At 65.3% G+C, this 22141-nt stretch carries 15 protein-coding genes; 11 read left to right on the forward strand and 4 right to left on the reverse strand.

Annotation, left to right across the window (positions count from 1 at the left end):
- The first annotated feature begins 107 nt into the window (after window positions 1-107).
- Complete coding sequence (locus tag QX124_RS26825) at window positions 108-824, forward strand: hypothetical protein (protein WP_315798732.1); 717 nt, start codon at window positions 108-110, stop codon at window positions 822-824.
- Between the two features lie 783 nt (window positions 825-1607).
- Here the strand turns inward: QX124_RS26825 and QX124_RS26830 are convergent.
- A complete protein-coding gene (locus QX124_RS26830; protein ID WP_315798733.1) occupies window positions 1608-2414 on the reverse strand; it encodes an N-acyl homoserine lactonase family protein in 807 nt (268 codons plus the stop codon).
- Window positions 2415-2750: 336 nt separating this feature from the next.
- Here QX124_RS26830 and QX124_RS26835 point away from each other — a divergent pair, with 336 nt between their 5' ends.
- The 4 genes from QX124_RS26835 (at window position 2751) to QX124_RS26850 (ending at window position 9367) form a co-directional block, all read left to right on the forward strand.
- Window positions 2751-4316 (forward strand): caspase family protein, encoded by a 1566-nt coding sequence (locus QX124_RS26835; RefSeq protein ID WP_315798786.1) that lies wholly within the window; start codon window positions 2751-2753, stop codon window positions 4314-4316.
- 134 nt (window positions 4317-4450) lie between these two features.
- Window positions 4451-5128: an OmpA family protein gene (locus QX124_RS26840; RefSeq protein WP_315777218.1), complete on the forward strand. Its 678-nt coding sequence runs from the start codon at window positions 4451-4453 to the stop codon at window positions 5126-5128.
- Between the two features lie 160 nt (window positions 5129-5288).
- On the forward strand, window positions 5289-6215 hold the full coding sequence (locus QX124_RS26845; RefSeq protein WP_315740767.1) for an efflux RND transporter periplasmic adaptor subunit: 927 nt from the start codon (window positions 5289-5291) through the stop codon (window positions 6213-6215).
- Window positions 6215-9367 (forward strand): efflux RND transporter permease subunit, encoded by a 3153-nt coding sequence (locus QX124_RS26850; protein WP_315740766.1) that lies wholly within the window; start codon window positions 6215-6217, stop codon window positions 9365-9367. Before QX124_RS26845 ends, QX124_RS26850 begins: the two co-directional genes overlap by 1 nt.
- 25 nt (window positions 9368-9392) lie before the next feature.
- Here the strand turns inward: QX124_RS26850 and QX124_RS26855 are convergent, their stop codons facing one another.
- Window positions 9393-11027: a glycosyltransferase family 39 protein gene (locus QX124_RS26855; RefSeq protein WP_315798734.1), complete on the reverse strand. Its 1635-nt coding sequence runs from the start codon at window positions 11025-11027 to the stop codon at window positions 9393-9395.
- Between the two features lie 275 nt (window positions 11028-11302).
- Entirely contained in the window at window positions 11303-11977 is a 675-nt protein-coding gene (locus QX124_RS26860) for a Crp/Fnr family transcriptional regulator (protein ID WP_315757238.1), read from the reverse strand.
- 212 nt (window positions 11978-12189) lie between these two features.
- Here QX124_RS26860 and QX124_RS26865 point away from each other — a divergent pair, with 212 nt between their 5' ends.
- Entirely contained in the window at window positions 12190-14268 is a 2079-nt protein-coding gene (locus QX124_RS26865) for an AsmA family protein (protein WP_315798735.1), read from the forward strand.
- Between the two features lie 259 nt (window positions 14269-14527).
- Entirely contained in the window at window positions 14528-16975 is a 2448-nt protein-coding gene (locus tag QX124_RS26870; protein ID WP_315798736.1) for an adenylate/guanylate cyclase domain-containing protein, read from the forward strand.
- A 157-nt stretch (window positions 16976-17132) separates the two neighbouring features.
- On the opposite strand, the gene QX124_RS26875 is transcribed toward QX124_RS26870, so the two are convergent.
- Window positions 17133-17690: a MarR family winged helix-turn-helix transcriptional regulator gene (locus QX124_RS26875; protein WP_315781446.1), complete on the reverse strand. Its 558-nt coding sequence runs from the start codon at window positions 17688-17690 to the stop codon at window positions 17133-17135.
- 166 nt (window positions 17691-17856) lie between these two features.
- On the opposite strand from QX124_RS26875, the gene QX124_RS26880 reads away from it, so the two are divergent.
- Genes QX124_RS26880 through hmgA form a run of 4 tightly spaced genes read left to right on the forward strand, consistent with a single transcriptional unit; the run spans window position 17857 to window position 22064 of the window.
- Window positions 17857-19491, forward strand: a complete 1635-nt coding sequence (locus tag QX124_RS26880) for an FAD-dependent oxidoreductase (protein WP_315781443.1) — start codon at window positions 17857-17859, stop codon at window positions 19489-19491.
- Between the two features lie 12 nt (window positions 19492-19503).
- Window positions 19504-19734, forward strand: a complete 231-nt coding sequence (locus tag QX124_RS26885) for a DUF2783 domain-containing protein (protein WP_315781440.1) — start codon at window positions 19504-19506, stop codon at window positions 19732-19734.
- A 27-nt stretch (window positions 19735-19761) separates the two neighbouring features.
- A complete protein-coding gene (locus QX124_RS26890; RefSeq protein WP_315781438.1) occupies window positions 19762-20718 on the forward strand; it encodes an MBL fold metallo-hydrolase in 957 nt (318 codons plus the stop codon).
- Window positions 20718-22064, forward strand: a complete 1347-nt coding sequence (gene hmgA, locus QX124_RS26895) for a homogentisate 1,2-dioxygenase (RefSeq protein WP_315798737.1) — start codon at window positions 20718-20720, stop codon at window positions 22062-22064. Before QX124_RS26890 ends, hmgA begins: the two co-directional genes overlap by 1 nt.
- Window positions 22065-22141: the final 77 nt, after the last annotated feature.

The raw sequence follows: 22141 nt of genomic DNA on the forward strand, positions 1-22141 counted from the left end.
GAAACTGACGGTTCTTCCCTCTTGCTGCCACAGGTCATCCTCGAAATGCCTGTCACAGAAATTATCGTGTCTCACTTCAGGGGTGCAGTCCAGCGGTGTCACCGCAAATGGGCCTGCAGACTACGCGTTACAGTAGCTTCTGGTTGACGATCTTGAATCTCCGACTTGGTGCGTGGCTTAGAAATCCGCTAGCAGATCTCCAAAGGGCAACTCGGCCGACGGTCAAAAATCTGCTCCAGGAATTACTCGCGAAGGCTGATGAGAAGGGTGCTTATGTCCACATTTCGGACGGAGGGCACATCGAAAACCTTGGAGTATACGAACTGTTGCGTCGCAGGTGCCGGCTTATCGTCGCTGTGGACGGCGAGCACGATGAAAGGATGATATTTCATGGTTTAACCAATCTACAACGTCTGGCGTACATTGATTTCGGCATCGTAATCGAGGCCAATCTCGAAGATCTGAGAATAGGGCGCGAAGGTCATAGTCGATCTCATTTTCGCTTCTGTCGGATCAGGTATCCTTTGGGGCAGTCTGACCTCCAGGAGGAGATCGGATATTTGGTCTATTTGAAGCTCTCACTAACTGGCAACGAAGGGGAGTTCATTAGGCGATACAAAGTAGACGAGCCGGCGTTTCCTCATCATTCGACCATCAATCAGTTTTTCACGGAGGTCCAATTTGAGGCCTACAGAGCTCTGGGCGAGCACGTTGGCGATAAAATGTTTCTGCCTGCTATCAGTGGTCTAAGGGATGGACCTGCTATCGGTATCGAGGATTGGTTTGTTGGAATGGGCTGTAGTTTTCTCGATCCGTTGGACTAAGCTCGGCAGGGTTGATGGGGGCTGCAGGAGTCCAAATTACTACGAGGCGCCGACGCATCGGTTCGCGCAGTCCAATGAGGGCGGCCACATAGCGTCAGTCAGCCTCTGATCGAGGCGGTGCCGCGCAGGTTCATGCCTTGCGCCAGCCGTCGCTCTCGGACTCGTAAATGCATGACGCCGATAGTTCCAGGTCCTGCTTGCCAGCGGCTCGGTCTGACGAATTTGTCCAGTGATCTCAAACTGATTTGGCCTGTCCAGATCTTCTGCAAAAAAGAAATCTCTTGCGCCGTCGGGCAAATCAGGGCGAAATTTCCGCCCGTCCCGCCTCATTGAAGAGGGGCGCTTTCGCGAACGTCACGACGCGTTGGGGTGGGATGCGATGGCCGCGATGTGGTGCAGCGTGCTCGGCACGCCGACGTACGCCATGCCGCGGACGGTGAAGTCGCAGGGTCCTGGCCTCCCGACGCTGAGGTCCGCGCAACGCGCCACGCGCGTTGTCGCCACGGTGGCAAACAAGCCCGGTCACCGAGGAGACTGCGTATAATCCGTAAACCCGTCGCGCAGGGAGGGCCGGGTCGTCCGGCTGACCTGTGGTTCTGCCGCGTGCTTGTTTGCTGCACGCGGACCGCAGGCCTCAGCCGAGGCCTGGCTCTCCCTGCGCCCTCTGCTTCAAGAGGGTGTCCCGATGATCACAGCTCGGACGCGAAACGCGCCGCGAGAAGCGCGGTCGTGCAGCCGCGTGGGCTGTTTGACAATCACATCAGAACTACAGGCTCGGCGCCACTATCTCGCAAACGACCGCGACGGCGCCACATGCAGCGCATAGGCATCGGCCGCCTCGCTGACGCGCGGATAAAGTTCGGTCACCAGCGGATCGTGGCCCGGAATGAAGCGGTCGGGATGCCCGGCGAGGCGCTCGATGATCTCCCAGCCCTGGATCATGTCGCCGATATTGAGCACGATCGGAAACGGGCTGCGGCGCTGCAGATTGGCGTAGTAGTGCGCGGCGTCGGAGGCGAGCACCACCGGGCCGCGCGCGGTGTCGACGCGCACCACCTGCAACCCGTCGGAGTGGCCGCCGACGCGGTGCACGGTGACGCCCGGCGCGACCTCGCCGTCGCCAGAGTGAAAGGTGACGCGGTCGCCATAGACGTGGCGCACCATGGTGGTGACGTGCTCGACCGTGAACGGGTAGCGCAGCATGCCGTTGCACATGCAGCGGCCGGTGGCATAGGCCATCTCGCGCTCCTGCAGATGAAAGCGCGCGTTCGGGAAGCGGTCGAGATTGCCGGCGTGATCGTAGTGCAGATGGGTCACGATGATGTCGCGGATGCCGCCCGCGTCGACGCCGAAGGAAGCGAGCGCGTCGATCGGATCGCGCGTCAGGGTGCGGTGGCGGATCTCGGCCTCCGCGGCGTTGAAGCCGGTATCGACCAGGATGTCGCGCCCGTCACGGCGGATCAGCCACACGAAATAGTCGAGATCCTGCGCCATGGCGTCGTGCGGGTCCGGCTGCAGGAAGTTCATGTGCGGCGTGCGCGGCGACATCGTCGCATAGCGCAGCGCGTAGATCTCGGCAGCGTTCCCCATGATGGCCTTCTCGTTGGTTGGGCACGGCCGCCATCGAGCCATCGGCAGGGATGGAGGTCAATCGCGGTGCTCGTCGAACCGGACGGCGCGCTGCCGCGACACAGCGTGAGGCATCTCACATTTCAAGCCATTGGGATCGTTGCATGGTCCGCTCGTGTCATGACCCGCAGCTCGCAAGAGGCTCCTGCGGGCGGTCGCCGCCTCAGACGATTCTTCAACCTCTGCAAGCGGTTGACGTGCCGTCACGGCGATTTGATAATGCCTGACGCGTGGGATATGGTCGCCGCGGCGCAAGCTGGACGGCGCCTGATTGCTGACCGCTGGACCGCCATCGTGATGACTTTCCGCCTGCTGTTGCCGCTCGGCCTGATGTTCTCCGTCGCGTTCTCGGCCGTGGTCTCGGCCGTAGTCTCCTGGCCCGCGCACGCGGCCGGCGACCGCTTCGCGCTGGTGATCGGCAATGCAAAATATCCCGATGCCGAGGCGCCGCTCAAGGAGCCGGTCAACGATGCCCGCGATCTCACCGACGAGTTGAAGCGCGACGGTTTCAGCGTCGAGACGCTGGAAAATGCCGGCGGCGACGCGATGCGCCGCGGCCTCGATCGGCTTTATGGCAAGATCAAGCCGGGCTCGGTGGCGCTGCTGTTCTTCTCCGGCTACGGCATCCAGTCGAGCCGGCAGAGCTACATGATCCCGGTCGATGCGCAGATCTGGCAGGAGGCCGACGTGCGGCGCGACGGCATCGGCCTCGAGCAGGTGCTGCAGGAGATCAACAGCCGCGGCGCCGGCGTGAAGATCGCGCTGCTCGATGCCTCCCGGCGCAATCCCTATGAGCGCAGGTTCCGCACCGCCTCGGCCGGCCTCGCGCCGGTCATCGCACCGAGCGGTACTTTGGTGATGTACTCGGCGGCGCTGTCCGCTGTCGTGACGGATGGCGGGCGTGATCGCAGCCTGTTCGTACAGGAGCTGCTGAAGGAGATCCGCGTTCCCGATCTCACCGCCGAGGAGACGCTGAACCGCACCCGCGTCGGCGTCACCCGCGCGTCGCGCAGCGAGCAGGTGCCGTGGATCTCGTCGTCGCTGGCGGAGGACTTCTCCTTCGTGCCGGGCAACGGCGTCAGGCCGACGCCGCCGGCCGAGAGCAGTGTCGCACCTGCACCTGCGCCTGCGCCGACCCCGACACAGGTCGTGGTGGCGCCGCCGGTACCGTCACCGCTGCCGCCGGCTCCGCCCGCGCCGCAGCCGACGCCGGTGCAGAAGGTGGATACCCCGCCGCCCCCGCCGCCGGTTGCTCCAGCGCCGCCGGTGCCCGCGCCATCTCCTGTGATCGCGAACGTGGCGCCCGCCGCTCCGGCTGCGCCCGCGGCCCCCGCCGCTCCGGCTGCGCCTGCGCAGGATCCGTTCGCCGACGATCCGACGATCAAGAGCCTGAGCGCCAAGATCGCGGCCAATCCGGAGGATGCCGGCGCGCTGTACCGGCGCGGCCAGGTGTATGCGAGCAAGGGCGCCTACGCGCAGGCGATCCGCGATTTCGACGACACCATCCGGATCAATCCGAAGGACGTCGAGGCGCTCAACAACCGCTGCTGGGCCCGCACCGTCGTCGGCGAGCTGCAGCCTGCGCTGCGCGATTGCAACGAGGCGCTGAGGCTGCGGCCGAATTTCGTCGACGCGCTCGACAGCCGCGGGCTGGTCAACCTCAAGAGCGGCGCGGTCAAGAACGCGATCGCGGATTTCGATGCGGCGCTGAAGATCAATCCGCGGCTGACGTCGTCATTGTACGGCCGGGGCCTCGCCAAGCAGCGCAACGGCGCCGCGCAGGAGGGCGCGCTCGACATCGCCAACGCCAAGGCGATGGACCCCAACATCGTCCGCGAGTTCGAAGCTTACGGCGTGCGCTGATTTCTTGCGCGCGTCGGCCGGCCGGCTCGAACCATGCGGCAGGCCGGACCGACATAACAGCGGACAGCCGGGTGTCGCGAGCGGGCCTTCGCGACGGAGACCGGGATGATCAGTTCGCGTGAGGAGGGATGGCAATGACCGCACCGAAAACGAATTCGACCAGGACCGCCGGCCTGACGGCTCTCCTGGCCGCGACGGTCCTGAGCGCGGCCGCGTCGCTGAGTGCGATGCCGGCGTTCGCGGCCGATGATGTCAGCGAGGATCAGATCGTCCGCGCGTTGGCCGGGCCGAAGAGGCCGCTGACCCGCGGACTGTCGATGTCGCCGCCGTCCGAGGCCGCGCCTGCGGTCGCGCCCGAACAGGACAAGTTCCTGCAGAGCATTCGCGGCCGCTCGACGCGGTCGCTGTCCACGGCCGAGCGCGAGGAGATCGCGGCGGTCGCCAAGACCAAGCCGAACATCGACCTCGAGATCACCTTCGACTACAACTCCGCCAACATCAGCCAGAAGTCGCTGCCGTCGGTGCAGGCGCTGGGCCGGGCGCTGACGAACGCCGAGCTGAAGGGGTCGACCTTCGTCGTCGCCGGTCATACGGATGCCGCCGGTGGCGAGGCCTACAATCAGGACCTCTCCGAGCGCCGCGCCGATTCGATCAAGCGCTATCTGGTCGAGAAGTTCGGCATCGCCGGCGCCGACCTGGTGACAGTGGGCTACGGCAAGAGCAAGCTGAAGGATCCGAGCCAGCCGCTCGCCGAGGTGAACCGCCGCGTTCAGGTCGTCAACATGCAGAGCAAGACGGCGGCGGCCAAGTAGCGTCGCGTCCATCAAGCGCCGTCGGGGGTCGCGTGGCCGGAGATCGAAGTGAACGGATGCGTCCCGCAGGATTGTGGGGCGCATCGCCTTGTCGGGGCGCCCCGCGCCAAATTCGCAGCATCCATAACCCGCATCTCGCGCCGACCGGATCCACCTGCCGATGAAGCTGCCAAAATCCCTCAAAACTGCGGCCAGCGCGGTCGTCTTCGTGGCTCTGTTCGCGGGCTATTACTGGTACGAGCATCGTTCCCATCACGCTGCCGAGGAGCCGCCGATGCAGGCCCAGGTGCTGGTGACCAAGGCGGTGAAGGCCTGCTTCTCCGATCTCGTGCGCGTCACCGGCTTCGTCATGGCCCGCCGCGAGGCGGTGGTCGGCGCCGACCAGGAAGGCTCGCGAGTCATCGACGTCCTGGTCAAGGAGGGCGACACCGTCACCGAGAACCAGGAGCTGGCGCGCCTGACGCCGCCACCGCCGCAGCCGGGAGCGCCGGCGGCGGCCGCGAACCGGCCGGTGTCGCTGCGTGCGCCGGCGGCAGGACTCGTCACCGAGGTCCGCACGATCGCCGGTGCGCCGGCCTCGCCGCAGGCCGGTCCGATGTTCCGTATCGCCGTCAACAACGAGCTGGAGCTCGACGCCGAAGTTCCGAGCATTCATCTCCTGAAGCTCGGCGCGGGCGCGCCGGTGCGCATCACCCGTGACAACCTTCCCGACATTGTCGGCCGCCTGCGCGTGGTGGCACCGCAGGTCGACCGGACCACCCAGCTGGGCCATGTCCGCATCGCATTGACCAGCAGTCCGTCGCTCAAGCCTGGCATGTTCGCGCGCGCCAATATCGATGCCCGGCGGAGCTGCGGCGTCGCCGTGCCCAACACGGCGATCGATCATCTCACCATCCAGGTCGTGAAGGGCAACACGATCGAGACCCGCCGGGTGCGGGTCGGCCTGGTGTCGGATACATCGAGCGAAATCCTCGACGGTCTGACAGAGGGTGAAATCGTGGTGGCCGACGCCGGCAGCTCGCTGCACGACGGCGACCAGATCAAGACCATGTTTGCCGAAGACATCGATCGCACGCGGGTACGCTGATGGCACTGAATATTTCGGCATGGTCGATCCGGAACCCGCTGCCGTCGATCCTCTTCTCCATCATCCTGCTGATCCTGGGCTGGATGAGCTTCACCAAGCTCGCGGTCACGCGGCTGCCGAACGCCGACATTCCGGTGATCTCGGTCGCGGTGGCGCAATTCGGCGCGGCGCCCTCGGAGCTTGAATCCCAGGTCACCAAGATCATCGAGGACGGCGTCTCCGGCGTCGAGGGCGCGCGCCACATCCAGTCGCTGATCACCGACGGCCTGTCGGTGACGACGATTACGTTCGCGCTCGAGACCAACACCGATCGCGCCATCAACGACGTCAAGGACGCCGTGACCCGGGTGCGCTCCGATCTGCCGCAGAACGTCACCGAGCCGCTGATCTCGCGCGTCGACAAGATCGGCCTGCCGATCGTCACCTATGCGGCGATCTCGCCGGGCAAGACGCCGGAGCAGCTGTCGTTCTTCGTGGACGATGTGGTCAAGCGCGAGCTGCAGGGCGTGCGCGGCGTCAGCCAGGTCGAGCGCATCGGCGGTGTCGAGCGCGAGATCCTGGTCTCGCTCGATCCCGACCGGCTGCAGGCCATGGGCCTCACCGCCGTCAATGTCAGCCAGAGCCTGCGCGGCACCAATGTCGACGTCGCCGGCGGCCGCGCCGAGATCGGCAAGAACGACCAGGCGATCCGCACGCTTGCCGGCGCGAAAACGCTGAACGAGCTGTCCAACACGATGATTCCCTTGTTCGGCGGCGGCGAGGTCCGGCTCGCCGATCTCGGCACCGTGACCGACACGATCGCCGATCGCCGTACCTTTGCGCGCTTCAACGGCGAGCCGGTGGTCGCGCTCGGCATCAAGCGCTCCAAGGGAGCCAGCGACGTGGTCGTCGCGGCCGCCGTGCAAAAGCGCATCGACCAGGTGAAGGCCGCCCATCCCGACGTCGATCTGAAGCTGATCGACACCTCGGTCGAGTTCACCAAAGGCAACTACGAGGCCGCGATCTCGACCCTGTTCGAGGGCGCGATCCTGGCCGTCATCATCGTGCTCCTGTTCCTGCGCGACTTCAGGGCCACGGTGATCGCGGCGATCTCGCTGCCGCTGTCGATCTTCCCCGCCTTCTGGGCGATGGACATCCTCGGCTTCTCGCTGAACATGGTCTCGTTCCTGGCGATCACGCTGTCGACCGGCATTCTCGTCGACGACGCCATCGTCGAGATCGAGAACATCGTGCGCCACATGCGGATGGGGAAGTCGCCCTATCGCGCCGCGCTCGATGCCGCCGACGAGATCGGGCTCGCGGTCATCGCGATCAGCCTCACCATCATCGCGATCTTTGCGCCGGCGAGCTTCATGTCCGGCATTGCCGGCCAGTTCTTCAAGCAGTTCGGCATCACCGTCTCGGTGCAGGTGTTCTTCTCGCTGCTGGCGGCGCGCTTCGTCACACCGATGCTGGCGGCCTACTTCCTCAAGCATCACGACCATGACGATCCGCCGCCGGGGTTCATCTTGCGTGCGTATCAGCGCATCGTGACATGGTCGGTGAAGCACTACTTTGTCACGGTCCTCTTGGGCATCGGCATCTTCGCAGGCTCGATCTGGAGCACGACCCTGCTATCGCAAGGGTTCCTGCCTGCCCAGGACGCGGCGCGATCGCTGCTCGCGATCGAGCTGCCGCCAGGCGCGCAGCTCGCCTACACCGAGAAGGTCACCGAGGACATCGTCGCGCGCCTGCGCAAGCGGCCAGAGGTCCGCAGCGTGTTCGTCGACGGCGGCCGGCTTCAGGGCGCGATGGAGGTTCGTCGCGCCGGAATGATCGTCAACTACACGCCGAAGACCGAGCGCAAGATTACCCAGAAAGAGCTCGAACTCGAGATCACCAAGGATCTCGAAACCATTCCGGACATCCGTTTCTGGTTCACCGACGAAAACGGTCTGCGCCCGATCAAGCTGGTGCTGACGGGCTCGGATCCCAAGCTGGTCGACAACGTTGCGAGCGAGCTCGCCTCGCAGATGAAGCGGATTCCGATCATCTCCAACGTGGTGTCGGACACTTCGCTCGACCGGCCGGAATTGCGGGTGCAGCCGCGCGCCGACCTGGCCGCCCGTCTGGGCGTGTCCACCGAAAGCCTGTCGCAGACGATCCGCGTCGCCACGATCGGAGATGTCGGACCGGCGCTGGCGAAGTATGACGCTGGCGGCCGGCTGGTCCCGATCCGGGTGCAGCTCGAGGATGCAGCGCGCAGCGACGTGAAGATCCTCGAACAGTTGCGGGTGCCGCTCGGCCAGTACGGCGAAAAGGGCGGCGTGCCGCTGGCGGTGGTCGCCGACATCAAGCTCGACCAGGGGCCGACCAGCATCAGCCGCTACGATCGCGGGCGGCAGGCGACCGTCGCCGCCGACCTCGTCGGACTGGCGGCGCTCGGTGACGCAACCAAGCAGATCGATGAGCTGCCGGTCAGAAAGAGCATGCCTGCCAGCGTCAAGCTGATCCCGTCCGATGACGCCGAAAGCCTGAACGAGCTGGCCTCCGGCTTCATCACGGCGATCACGGCGGGCCTGATGATCGTCTACGCCGTGCTGGTGCTGCTGTTCGGCACCTTCCTGCAGCCAATCACGATCCTGTTCTCGCTGCCGCTGTCGATCGGCGGGGCGATCGGAGCTCTGATGCTCACGGGCAAGCAGCTCACGATCCCGGTCTATATCGGCATGATGATGCTGATGGGTATCGTCACCAAGAACGCGATCATGCTGGTGGAGTTCGCGGTCGAGGCGATCCATGCCGGGATCAGGCGCGACGAGGCGATCATCGATGCTGGCATGAAGCGGGCGCGTCCGATCGTGATGACCACGATCGCGATGGTCGCCGGCATGATGCCGAGCGCGCTCGCGGTCGGTGCCGGCGGCGAGTTCCGCTCGCCGATGGCGCTGGCGGTGATCGGCGGGCTGGTGTTCTCGACCGTGCTGTCGCTGTTGTTCGTGCCGGCGATGTTCCTGGTGATGGACGATGTCGGCGCGTTGTTCGCCCGGCTCGGCCGCAAGCTGATCGTCTCCTCCGGCGAGGCCGCCGACGAGGCGCAGTCCGGCCATGAGCCGGAGGTGGGGCATCAGCCAAAGCCGCCGCCGTCGGCGATGTCGCCGGCTGCGGAATGAGATGACGTGCTTGGAACGAGCTGTTTCAGTTCGCGGTCGAGGGCGTACGGCGGCGGGCGCTGAGATCGTGGGCCTCGCTCGGCGTGCTCTCGAGCGGCGCGGCGGTCTCAGGCGGAACGATCAGGGCAACGAAGCCCTGGCTCGCGCCCTCCAGGCCGAACAGCTTGGTCCGGAGCGTGAAATCGGCCCGCACCGAACGTCGCGCCTGCGCCGCCGCAGCTTGCATGCCCGAGATGCAGGAGATGTCGGAGTCGTAGCAAAGCGCCGCCCAGCCCTGCGCGGTCAGCACTTTGGACGGAGGCTGCAGCTCGTGCGGGTGCACCAGCGCCATTTCATAGCGCGGATGGTCGGGACTGTAGAACGCGGCGGCAAAAGCAAGGCCGTCGTCGCCGCCGACGGCGGGAAGGACGCCGTTCGACGCCGTCCGCCACAGGCGGTCGAGCTCGGTCACGGCCGGCTCATAGAAGTTGCGGCCCTCGTTCAACGGAACGTAGTTCCGGTACAATGCATGGAGGGGCGCCACGACGGTGGCCGCGAATGCCGCGATCGCGATCGTCGCGGCGGCGAGATTGATCGTGATGTCGCGGGGAGCGTGATAGCTCGCGCCGCACACGATCACGATGACGAACAGGAAGATGCCCTGCAGGCCCCACAGCGGCGGCATGTCGGTGCCGAACACGACCGAGACCAGCGCGGGGAACACAATGGTCCAGATGCTGATTGTCGCCAGCAGCCGGAGCCCGGGTTCGAGGCTGAGCGCGTCGTTCAGCACGCGGGTGGGGCGAGGCCGCGTCATGGCGAGCCATATGAGGCCGGGGATACCGGCGATGCCGGCCATCGCCAGCAGGAAACCGCTGCCCTCGACCAGCGCGGCCCCAGCGGTCTTGCCGACGTGATGCTCGATCGCATGCGAGAACGGCTGGGCGCCGGTCGTGGCCAGCCAATAGATGTGAGGTGCGAGCGCGGCCAGGCCGGACAGCGCCGCGATCCAGGGCGCGGACGAGGTGAAATAGGCGCGACGCTCGCCGTGACACAACGCTGCGACCGCAAAGCCCGCGATCAGGAAGACCGCGTAGTACTTGCCGAGCATGGCGAGTGCCGCGGTCAGGCCGGCCGCGACGGCCCAGCCGACGTGACGCGTCTCGAACGAGCGCAGGAAGCACCACGTCGCCAGCGGCCAGCTCGACAGCAGCACGGCGTTGGCGTTGAAGCGCTGCGCATGCAGTTGATAGACCGGCAGCAGCATGAGCAGCAGCAATACGACCAGGCGCTTGTCACCGCGCGCGAAACGCCGGGTGATGAGGTCGACGGCCCAGAGGCCGACCGCGGCGTTGGTCAGCGCCAGCAGGTTGAACGACCAGTTGGTCAGCGGAAACACGGTGGTCCAGGCCCGCGCGGCCCAGCCCATCAACGGCGGATGCTTGGTCGAGCCCCAGTCGAAGCTGCGTCCGAGCGACCAGGTTTCGATCACGTCCTGGTGGAGATCGCCTCCCAGATAGGCGATCGAGAAATACACCATCCAGACCGCGACGAACCCGACGATCAAGGCCGGAACGGCCCAACCATCCTCCACGGCGTCGACCCAAACCGCGAGAGCTTTGCGCCAACGGCCAACCGAACCACTGGCCTCGATCGCGATCGCCGGCAACGCAAGACTCATGATGTTACTTCCAACCACGCTCGTCTGGCGCGCAAAGCTCCACCCGCGCGCCGCCGCGCGCGAGCAAATGGAACTCTCCGCCGCCGGATTGAACCCTGTTAGAATTGTTAAAAAGAGTTCATGTCGCAAATTGTGAGGCGTGGTGGCCCAATTGCGATCATGTTTGGCCGATGCTGATACCAAACGATGCACGACGGGCGGTTCCCGCCATGGACCGGACCCGCAATCGACAAATTCGCGGCGAGCGACGCTGCGCGCTCGCCGCGCTCGGCCAACTAATCGTTGCGTGCGATCGTGTTCAGCTTCGTCAGGTCATGCAGCAGGATGCGGCCGCGTTGCAGATCCAGGATCTTGTCCTTGCGCCAGGCCTGCAACTGGCGGTTCACGCTTTCACGCGCCGCGCCTACGAAGACGCCGAGCTGTTCCTGCGAGATATGAACCTCGGAGCCGAAATCCTCCGCCAGCGCGCACAGCCGGCGTGCCAGCCGGACCGGCAGCGGCTGCAGCACCGATTCCTCCATTCGCTCGCTCTGCCAGCGGATGCGCTGGCACAGCAGCTGAATGATCCTGATCGCCACCTTGGGCTCGCGTTCCAGGAAGCTGAGGAAATCCTCGCGGCGAAGCACGAACAGCTCGGACGCTTCACCGGCCGTGGCGTCCGCCGTGCGCTCCTGCCCGTCGAGCACGGCGACCTCGCCGAACAGATCGCCGGGTCCCATGAAGTTGAGGGTCAGCCGGCTGCCGTCGGTGGCGCCGGTCTCGATGCGAATTTGGCCGCGCCGCACCCCGAACAGGGCATTGCCGGGGTCGCCCTTCTGGAACAGCACCTCGCCCGACGACAGGTGCTGGGTGTGACAGAGGCTCGAGATTCGCTGCAGCTCGTCCGCGCCGAGGTCGGCGAACATCGGGTTCATCTTCAGAATGACCGCAAATTCGGCCTGCTTGCTCATCACTATACCTTCGGCAGTGGTTCAGAGCCCGAGTTACAGAATCCGCCCGGGCGGAAGTGTGTCATAAGTCACATAATGGCGCACGCGCTCACGACTATGTTGGTCGCTCTCGGAGCGGTCTTCGTTCCGAGAAAAATTCGGATTGAACCGGGTCGGCGTTGCCGCACGCTAACCCGTGGAGACCGCTCGCGCCTTGCGCTTGGGACATCGACATGAAGGCATTGAAGATCGCAGGCGGTTTGATTGGCGCCGTCATCGTCGTGCTCGCTCTGGCGCTCGCTTTTGGACTTCCGGCGAGCTTCCTCACGGTCGCCATCCAAGACCGCGTCGAGCGTGACACCGGCTATCGCCTGAGTATCGCCGGCTCGGCAAGCGTCAGCCTGTGGCCGTCGCTGCATGCGACCCTGACGGACATCACCCTGCAGGATCCGAAGGAGCGGGACGGCAACAATCGGCTGACGATCGGCAAGCTGCAGGCCGACGTGGCGCTGTCGAGCCTGTGGTCCGGCCGGCCCGACATCGGCGAGATCATCGTCGACAGGCCCACACTTTATCTGCCGCTGCTGCGCGAACGGCTGCGGGACAATGCGCCGCGTAGCCGTGCCTCGGCGAAGTCGGAAGCGGCGCCTGCGGTCCGGATCGAACGGGTCACCGTCAGGGACGGCGCCGTCATCCTTTCCAACCCGCGCGACCGCGTCGAGAATCGGCTCGAGGGCATCGGCGCGACGGCGTCTCTGTCCGACGGCAAGGTCAAGATCACGGGCGCGGCCCGTGCCGGCGGCCGCCCGGTGACGTTCGACGTCACGGCGGCGGCGCCTGCGCTGCCAATTGACCGCCAGACGCTGCCGGTCGACTTCAAGATCGACGTGGCCAATGCATTTCGCGGACTCCTTGCTGGCCGCGCCGACGTTCGGCTGAATGGCCCGGTGGTGATGATCAACGGCCTCAGCGGTACGCTTGGCGATGGCGATTTCAACGGCTGGGCCTCGGTCGATCTCGCGAGCAAGCCGCTGGTGAAGGTCGATCTCGACGTTCGCCGGCTCGACTTGGGAGCGCTTGCGGGGCAGGGCTCTGCCGGCGCGTCGGGATGGAGCACGGCGGCAATCGACTTGCGCGGTCTCAACTACGTCGATGCGCGCGTGAAGTTGTCGGCGACGGATGTCGTTCTCTCCGGGGCTCGCCTCGGTCCGCTCGATCTCGAAGCCTCGCTGGCCGGCGGCCTGCTGAAGGCGACCGTCGCCAATCTTGGCGCCTATGAGGGGCAGGCCAGCGGCGAGGTCGTGATCGACGCCTCCACGGGCAATCCGGCCTATGCGATGCACTGTGATCTCGTCGGCATCCGCGCGCTGCCGCTGCTCTCGAGCGTCGCCGGATTCGACAAGCTCGATGCGCGGATGCAGGGCAAGCTGGCCTTGCGCTCCAGCGGCGCCAGCCAGCAGGCTCTCATGAGCAACCTGAGCGGTTCGGCGTTCCTGCTGTTCCAGGACGGCGCGATCCGCGGCATCAACGTCGCGCAGATGATCCGCTCATTGACGGCCAATCCGCTGTCGGGATGGCAGGATTCGAAGGAGCTGACGACCGATCTTACGCAACTCTCGGCCTCGTTCCAGGTCGAGCGCGGGCAGGCCGCCACCAGTGACTTCAACCTGGTCGGACCGCTGGTCAAGGTCACCGGTGCGGGGACGATCGATCTGGGCAATCGGGCGCTGGCGATGCGCGTCGAGCCGAAGCTCGTGATGACGACCGAGGGGCAGGGTCGCACCTCGGAGCCGATCGGCCTTGGGATTCCCATCGTCATCGACGGCCCCTGGAGTCAGCCGCGCTTCTACCCCGACATCGCCGGCATCCTCGACAATCCGGATGCTGCCTACGCCAGGCTCAAGCAGATGGGCCAGGGCCTGTTCGGCAAGGACGGAGCCGGGCTGAACAATCTGATCAACGGCATCGGGGGCCTCATCGGAAATGCTGCGCCCAACGCCGGTTCGAACGGCGCGCCATCGACGGTGGCTCCGAACGCGCAGGCTCCGGCGGCCGGCCAATCCGACTTGCTCGGCGGCGATCTCGGATCGGCGATCGGCAATCTGATTCAGCAAGGGCTGCAGCAGGGCGCGCAGCCGCAGGTCAAGGGCCGGGGCCGTACGCTGGTTGCGCCCCAGGGCGGCGCTGTTCCGCTGTCTTCGGGCGATGCCGGCCAGGGCCCGGCGGAGGCCGCCCCCGCCGAGCCTCGGCAGGACGGCGCGCAGGATAGCCAGCCGATGAACGATGTATTGAAGCGCATCTTCAATAGGTAATATAGAACCACAGGCAACCGAATCCGCGGGGATCTCCTCCGAGCGGTGGAGGGTTCAAGGCCAACCGCGCAAACAACGGCCAGTGCGGGGGCGCGCACTGCGCGCGCGGCTCTGCTTGTCATTATGTGCTAAACGGATGCCGGCGACGGACCGTCTCGCACCCGCACGGTCCAGTCTCCGAGGTGTCGCTGCCGCGAGGACGGCAGCGGACGCGCTTGTCCGAGGCTGACCTCGGCGATGACGCGCGTGAGGGGTCCGGATGAACGAGGTCGAGAACAGAGGCTGGTCGTTGCGGCAGGGCCTGTTCGCCAAATACGTCGTGTCGCTGGTCGGGCTCGTCGTGTTCGTCCTGGCCGTGAATGGCGCGACCGAAACTTGGATCAGCTATCAGTCCACCAAGGCGAGCCTGACCGCCGCCATGGCCGAAAAGGCCGACGCCAGCGCCCGGCGGATCGATCAGGCGCTCTCGGATCTGCAGCGACAGATCAGCTGGGTGACGCGGGCGAGCGCCAATACGCTGGAGCTCCGCCGCGCCGACTATGTGCAACTGCTGAGTCAGGCGCCGGCTGTGCGGCAGCTGTATCAGCTCGACGGCCAGGGTCGCGAGCAGCTCCGGGTGTCACGCACCTCGATCGCGTTCTCCTCGGGCAACGATCTGTCGCGCGACCTGCGCTTCACCGACACCGTCACGCACGGCAGCAATTTCTCCGTTGTGACCTTCAAGGGTGCGCAGCCGACGATGTCGATCTCGGTCGCGCATTCCGGCTTCAATGCCGGTGTGACCGTGGCCGACATCGACCTCGACTTTCTCGAAGACTTCATGACCGAGGCGCAGATCGGCAAGGTCGGCACCGCCTACGTGGTGGATCCGCGCGGCCAGGTGCTGGCGAGCTCGGCGAGGGGGCCGGCGGTCGGTCAGGACCTCTCCAAGCTGCCGCAGGTCGCGGCGGTGCTCACGCCGGATGGCCAGCCGCTGGCCTCCGGTACGGACAGCGCCGGCCACGCCGTGCTCTCGGCGGTCGCGACGCTCCCCAAGCTCGGCTGGTCCGTGTTCTTCGAACAGTCTACCGCGCACGCATTGGCGCCGATCCGCGATCAGCTGTTGCGCGGTGCGCTGTTGATCGCGCTCGGTCTTGCCGTTGCGATCCTCGCGGGCTCGCTGCTGGCGCGACGCATGCTCGTCCCGATCACCGCGTTGCGCGCCGGCGCGCGCAAGCTCGGCGCCGGAGATTTCGCCCAGCGCATCGAGGTGAAGACGCATGACGAGCTGGAGGAGCTCGCCGATCAGTTCAACAGCATGGCCGGCCAGCTCGCGCAGTCCTATGCCGTGCTGGAAGCCAAGGTCGAGGAGCGTACGCGCGATCTGGCTCAGTCGATCAATGAGCTGAAGGTGCTCGAGGAGGTTGGCCGCGCGGTGGCCTCTTCGCTCGATCTCAATGCGGTGCTGCCGACGGTGGCGGCCCGGGCGCTGGAGATCACCAAGACCGACGCCGTGCTGATCTATTCGTATGAGGCCGCCGAACGCCGCTTCAGGCTGGTGGAGGCCAAGGGCGTCGACCGGGACGGCCCGCACAATGTGCTGGACGAGCGGACTAGCCTGCTCTCCGACTCCGTGCGTAGCGGCGAGCCGATCGCGATCGCCGAGCTCGAAAGCGCACCCGATCACCCGCTGCGCGACGTCGCGGTCGCCGCCGGCTTTCACGCCGTGCTGTTCACGCCGCTGGTCGATCAGCAGGGCGTGCTCGGCGCGCTCGTGGTGCTCCGCCGGTCGGCCGGCACGTTCCCGCCGAACCTGATCGGACTGATGCGAACGTTTGCCAACCAGGCCGTGCTGGCGATGCGCAACGCACGACTGTTCACCGAGGTCGATCAGAAGGGCCGCGAGCTCGCGCTGACCCACGCGACGGTGCAGCAGCAGGCTGAAAAGCTCACCGAGCAGACCGAGCAGCTGCGCGAATGGAACAAGTCGCTCGAGGAGCGCGTCGAGAAGCAACTGGCGGAGATCGAGCGGATCAGGCGGCTGGAGCGCTTCCTGGCGCCGCAGGTGGCGCAGATCATCGCGTCGTCGGATGGTCACGATGCGCTGCTGGAAAGCCACCGCCGCGAGGTCACGGTCGTGTTCTGCGATCTGCGCGGCTTCACCGCGTTTACCGAGACGACCGAGCCCGAAGAGGCGATGAACGTGCTGCGTGAATATCACGCCGCGCTCGGCAAGCTGATCTTCAAATATGAGGGCACGCTCGATCGCTATGCCGGCGACGGCGTGATGATCCTGTTCAATGCACCGATCCCGTTCGAGGATCACACCATGCGCGCGGTGAAGATGGCGCTCGAAATGCGCGACGAGATCGGCCAATTGACGGAGCGCTGGAAAAATCGCGGCCACAGCCTGGGGTTCGGCGTCGGCATCGCACTGGGATATGCGACGCTCGGCCAGGTCGGCTTCGAGCACCGGCTCGAATACGCCGCGATCGGCAGCGTCACCAATCTCGCCTCGCGGCTATGCGACGAGGCCAAGGCCGGACAAGTGATCGTGTCGCGCCGAGTGTTCGGCGTGGTCGAACAGTCGGTCGACGCCAGGCCGATCGACGACCTGCATCTCAAGGGCTTCAATCACGCGGTGCTGGCGATGGAGATCCTGCGCTGGCACGGGGAGGGCGCCGATTTGATTGATGCCCCTGCAGAGCGGCGGCGATCATCTTCGTGACGACATGTAGGGATGACGTGTAGGGTGGGCAAAACGATGCTGAAGGCGTCGCGTGCCCACCGCTTTTGCCAAACCACGGTGGTGGGCACGGCGCGCAAGACCGTCGTCGACCACGGAGAGCGTGGCAGGCGCCTTTGCCTGCCCAACACATCCGTAACTAATACGCCTGCTTCGCGTCGGCTTCCTCGCTGGTCTGGATCAGATCGAGGCTCGCCTCGATCTTGCCGATCAGGCGGTCGAACGTCTTGCGCTCGTCGGCCGACAGGCATGCCATGATTTCGCGCTCGCGCTGCTGCAAACGCGGGATCAGCTCCTCGTAAAGCGTCTTGCCCTTACGTGTCAGGCGCAGACGGAACTCGCGGCGATCCTCGGCGTTCTCGACGCGCTCGATCAGCCGCCGCTCCAGCAACGACGTCACGGCCCGGCTGATGGTCGATTTGTGCGTGCGGGTGCACGCCGCGACATATTGCGCGCTGCAGGCCTCGCGGCGGAAGCCGAGCGTCGCCAGCACGCGCCATTCCGGAATGTCGAGCCCATAGCGCTCCCGATATTCGATGGCGAGCGCCGCGCTGACCTCGGCGGCCAGACGGTTGAGCCGGAATGGTGCGAACTTGAACAGGTCGAGCCGCTCGTCTTCCTGCGGCACTGCCGCATTTCGGTCATCCTCGACCGGCTTCGCCTGCCGCCTGGACGCCGCGGTAGATGGCTTCGCCAAGATCGCGCTCCGATTTTTGAGTTGACGCGGCCGAAGCCGTCGGCTTTAGAATAGTTGCAGGTGAGACTATCTGGCAAGACGGCCGAATGGCCTCGCCCGAGGAAATGTTGGTCGCTTCGAAAGTCGTCGTTTCGAAAGTCCAAGAAAACCACAAGGCGAGCAAGCCATGGTGCAGGCCAATCCGGGGCAGGGCGCGAGCCAGGCGAAGGTTCAGTTCGGCTATCGTCGGCACGACGACCAGGATCAGGCCACGCCGGCCGCGCATCCGGTCGTCGTCGTGGGTGCGGGTCCCGTCGGGCTGTCGTTCGCGATCGATCTTGCGCAGCGCGGCCATGCCGTCGTGGTGCTCGATGATGCCGACCGTATCGGCGAGGGCTCGCGCGCGATCTGCTTCTCCAAGCGCTCCCTGGAATATTGGGATCGCCTCGGCGTCGGCGACCGGATGGTCGACAAGGGCGTGGTGTGGAACGTCGGCCGCATCTTTCACGGTCCGTCCGAGCTCTATCAGTTCAATCTGCTGCCGGAGCCCGGGCACAAGCGGCCGGCCTTCATCAACCTGCAGCAGTTCTACGCCGAGGCCTATCTGGTCGATCGCGTCAACGCGCTGCCGGAGATCTCGCTGCGCTGGCGCAACAAGGTGACGGCGCTGGAGCAGCGCAACGATCATGTCGTGCTGACGATCGAGACGCCGGATGGCGCCTATCGGCTATCGGCGCAATACGTGATCGCCTGCGATGGCGCGCGCTCCTCGCTGCGCCAGATGGTCGGCGCGGGTTTTTCCGGCAAGGTGTTCGAGGATCAGTTCCTGATCGCCGACGTCAGGATGACGGCTGAATTCCCCACCGAGCGCTGGTTCTGGTTCGATCCGCCATTCCATGCCGGGCGCTCGGCGCTGTTGCACCGGCAGCCGGACAATGTCTGGCGCATCGACCTGCAGCTCAGTCGGTATGCCGATCCCAACGTCGAGAAGCAGCCGGAGAATGTGCGGCCACGGATCGCGCGCATGCTCGGCCATGATCAGTTCGAATTCGAATGGATCTCGCTCTACAAATTCCAGTGCCGGCGCATGGAGCGCTTCATTCATGGTCGCGTCGTTTTTGCCGGCGATTCCGCCCATCAGGTCTCGCCGTTCGGCGCGCGCGGTGCCAATTCGGGGCTGGAGGATGCCGAGAACTTGGCCTGGAAGCTCGATCGCGTGCTGCGCGGTACCTCGCCCGCGGCGCTGCTCGAAACCTATCATCTGGAGCGAAGCGCAGCGGCCGACGAAAACATTCGCGAGTCCACGCGGGCGACGGATTTCATGGCGCCGAATTCGCACCAGGAGGCGCGGCTACGCAAGGTGGTGCTCGCGCTCGCCAGGGACACCGAATTCGGCAAGCGCATGGTCAATGGCGGCCGGCTGTCGGTTCCCTCGGTCTACCAGACGCCGCTGTCGACCGAAGACGACGAGGCTTGGCACAGTGGCCCTTGTCCGGGAACATCGATGCCGGATGCTCCGCTCGAGACGGCAGACGGACGGCACCTTCATCTCACCGATGCATTCAATGCTCAGGGCCGGCGTTTCACCCTGCTGTCCTTTGCCAATGGTGAGGCGATCGATGTGCCCGACGATGTCGGTGTCGTCAGCATCGGCGGTCCGAATGGACTTGCCGATGGCGAGGGTTTCGCGGGCAAGCGTTACGGGGCCGAACCCGGCACATCCTATCTGCTGCGTCCGGACGGCTATGTCGCGGCGCGCTTCCGGCATCCGCGCCGCGCCGCGATCGCGGCGGCGGTCGCACGCGCCTCCGGCCTGAGCTGAGGAGCCGCAACGATGACACTCTCGACCGCTTCCAATTTCGCCAAGCCCGACGATGCCTTTCGCGCCATCGTCGAAGCCCATCGGGGCCTCTCGGACCTCGAAAGCGCCGACCTCGATGCGGCATTGGTCCTGATCCTCGCCAATCACATCGGTGACATCGGTGTGCTGCGCGAGGCGGTCACGCTGGCGAAACGCAGCATGGCTGATACCGGTCAACAGCAACAACAACAGCAGCAGCAATAGCCTGCTGCGCAGACAGGGAATGAACTGATGGCGAAGGGTTTCGCATCCACCACCGATCTCGCCGAGAAGAAAATCACTTTCTCCGAGATCGGCCCGGATCTCTATGCATTCACTGCAGAGGGCGATCCGAATTCGGCGGTCATCGTCGGCGACGACGGCTGCATCGTGTTCGATGCCCAGGCGACGCCGGCGATGGCGAACAAGGTGATCGAGCGGGTCAGGACCGTGACCGACAAGCCGATCAAATATGTCGTGCTGTCGCACTACCACGCGGTGCGCGTGCTCGGCGCCTCGGCCTATCACGCGCAGGGCATTGTTGCGTCGCAGGAGACACGCCGGCTGATCGTGGAGCGGGGACAGCAGGACTGGGACTCCGAATACGGCCGCTTCCCGCGCCTGTTCCAGGATGCCGAGAGCATTCCTGGCCTGACCTGGCCGACGCTCACCTTCGAAGGCGAGATGACGATCCATCTCGGCAAGCGCGAGGTGCAACTGATCCAGCTCGGTGCGGGCCATACGTCCGGTGACATCGTCGCCTGGGTGCCGGACGCCGAGGTGATGTTCTCCGGCGATCTCATCGAATATCACTCGGCCTGTTATTGCGGCGACGCCTATTTGCGCGAATGGCCGTCGACCCTGAACGAGATCCGCGACTTCAATCCCAAGGCGATCGCGCCCGGCCGCGGCGACGCGCTGAAGGGCGAGACCACGGTGCGCGAGGCGATCGCGATGACGCGCGACTTCGTCTCGTCGCTGTATGGCGCGGCGGAGATGTCGGTCGCCAAGGGACGCAGCCTCAAGGAGTCCATGGCCGCCACGCGCGAAGTGATGGATCCGAAATTCTCGAGCTTCGCCATCTACGAGCACTGCCTGCCGTTCAACGTGTCGCGCGCCTATGACGAAGCCAGCGGCATCGACGATCCCGTGATCTGGACCGCCGAGCGCGACCGCGAGATGTGGGCCCGCCTGCAAGGAGAAGGATGATGAACATCAACACATCGCCTGACCAGTTGCACCGCGCATCGGGACAGGTCACGCCGGGCTACATGTCCGGCTTCGGCAATTCGTTCGAGACCGAGGCGCTGCCCGGCGCGCTGCCGATCGGGCGCAACTCGCCGCAGCGCTGCGCCTACGGGCTCTATGCCGAGCAGCTCTCGGGCTCGCCGTTCACCGCGCCGCGCGGCTCCAACGAGCGCTCCTGGCTGTACCGCATCCGGCCCTCGGTGAAACACTCCGGCCGATTCGCGAAGGTCGATGCCGGGTTGTGGCGCACCGCGCCGTGTCACGAGCAGGAGATCACGGTGCAGCAGCTGCGCTGGGATCCGACACCGTTGCCGTCGGGCGATGTGACGTTCCTGCAGGGTGTGCAGACCATGACCACGGCCGGCGATGCCACGACCCAGGCCGGCATGGCGGCGCATGTCTACGTCATCACCAAGTCGATGGTCGACCAGCACTTCTACGATGCCGACGGCGAGCTGATGTTCGTGCTGCAGCAGGGCCGTTTGCTGTTCGTCACCGAGTTCGGCCGCATCGACGCCGAGCCTGGCGAGATCGTCGTGATCCCGCGCGGCGTCAAGTTCCGGGTGGAGATTCCGGAGGGACCGGCACGTGGCTATCTCTGCGAGAATTATGGCGGTGCCTTCACCTTGCCGGAGCGCGGCCCGATCGGCGCGAATTGTCTTGCCAATGCGCGCGACTTCCTGACCCCGGTGGCCTCGTATGAGGACAAGGACACGCCGACCGAACTCTACGTGAAATGGGGCGGCGCGCTGTTCAAGACCGAGCTCAGGCACTCGCCGATCGACGTCGTTGCCTGGCACGGCAACTACGCGCCGTATAAATATGACCTGCGCACCTTCTCGCCGGTCGGCGCCATCGGCTTCGATCATCCCGATCCGTCGATCTTTACCGTGCTGACATCGCCGTCGGAAACCGCCGGCACGGCCAACATCGATTTCGTGATCTTCCCCGAGCGCTGGATGGTGGCCGACAACACCTTCCGCCCGCCGTGGTACCACATGAACATCATGTCGGAGTTCATGGGCCTGATCTACGGCGTCTATGACGCCAAGCCGCAGGGCTTCGTGCCCGGCGGCATGAGCCTGCACAATTGCATGCTGCCGCACGGGCCAGATCGCGAGGCGTTCGATCACGCCAGCAATGGCGAGTTGAAGCCGGTGAAGCTCACGGGCACGATGGCCTTCATGTTCGAGACGCGCTTCCCGCAGCGGATCACCAAGCACGCCGCGGAGTCCGGCACCATGCAGAGCGACTACGCCGATTGCTGGAACGGACTGGAGAAGCGTTTCGATCCGAACAGGCCTTGAACTGTGAGAATGCCGTCATGGCCGGGCTTGACCCGGCCATCCACGACATTCTCTGTGCGGTGAGAGATGGATGCCCG

Origin of the sequence: Bradyrhizobium sp. SZCCHNRI3043, assembly GCF_032377735.1 — a bacterium.
Taxonomy (GTDB): domain Bacteria; phylum Pseudomonadota; class Alphaproteobacteria; order Rhizobiales; family Xanthobacteraceae; genus Bradyrhizobium.

Excerpts from the sequence above, each read along its gene's own strand:
- QX124_RS26825 (WP_315798732.1), top strand. The coding sequence starts at position 108 with ATGGGCCTGCAGACTACGCGTTACAGTAGCTTCTGGTTGACGATCTTG.
- QX124_RS26830 (WP_315798733.1), bottom strand. The coding sequence starts at position 2,414 with ATGGGGAACGCTGCCGAGATCTACGCGCTGCGCTATGCGACGATGTCG.
- QX124_RS26835 (WP_315798786.1), top strand. The coding sequence starts at position 2,751 with ATGACTTTCCGCCTGCTGTTGCCGCTCGGCCTGATGTTCTCCGTCGCG.
- QX124_RS26840 (WP_315777218.1), top strand. The coding sequence starts at position 4,451 with ATGACCGCACCGAAAACGAATTCGACCAGGACCGCCGGCCTGACGGCT.
- QX124_RS26845 (WP_315740767.1), top strand. The coding sequence starts at position 5,289 with ATGAAGCTGCCAAAATCCCTCAAAACTGCGGCCAGCGCGGTCGTCTTC.
- QX124_RS26850 (WP_315740766.1), top strand. The coding sequence starts at position 6,215 with ATGGCACTGAATATTTCGGCATGGTCGATCCGGAACCCGCTGCCGTCG.
- QX124_RS26855 (WP_315798734.1), bottom strand. The coding sequence starts at position 11,027 with ATGAGTCTTGCGTTGCCGGCGATCGCGATCGAGGCCAGTGGTTCGGTT.
- QX124_RS26860 (WP_315757238.1), bottom strand. The coding sequence starts at position 11,977 with ATGAGCAAGCAGGCCGAATTTGCGGTCATTCTGAAGATGAACCCGATG.
- QX124_RS26865 (WP_315798735.1), top strand. The coding sequence starts at position 12,190 with ATGAAGGCATTGAAGATCGCAGGCGGTTTGATTGGCGCCGTCATCGTC.
- QX124_RS26870 (WP_315798736.1), top strand. The coding sequence starts at position 14,528 with ATGAACGAGGTCGAGAACAGAGGCTGGTCGTTGCGGCAGGGCCTGTTC.
- QX124_RS26880 (WP_315781443.1), top strand. The coding sequence starts at position 17,857 with ATGGTGCAGGCCAATCCGGGGCAGGGCGCGAGCCAGGCGAAGGTTCAG.
- QX124_RS26885 (WP_315781440.1), top strand. The coding sequence starts at position 19,504 with ATGACACTCTCGACCGCTTCCAATTTCGCCAAGCCCGACGATGCCTTT.
- QX124_RS26890 (WP_315781438.1), top strand. The coding sequence starts at position 19,762 with ATGGCGAAGGGTTTCGCATCCACCACCGATCTCGCCGAGAAGAAAATC.
- hmgA (WP_315798737.1), top strand. The coding sequence starts at position 20,718 with ATGAACATCAACACATCGCCTGACCAGTTGCACCGCGCATCGGGACAG.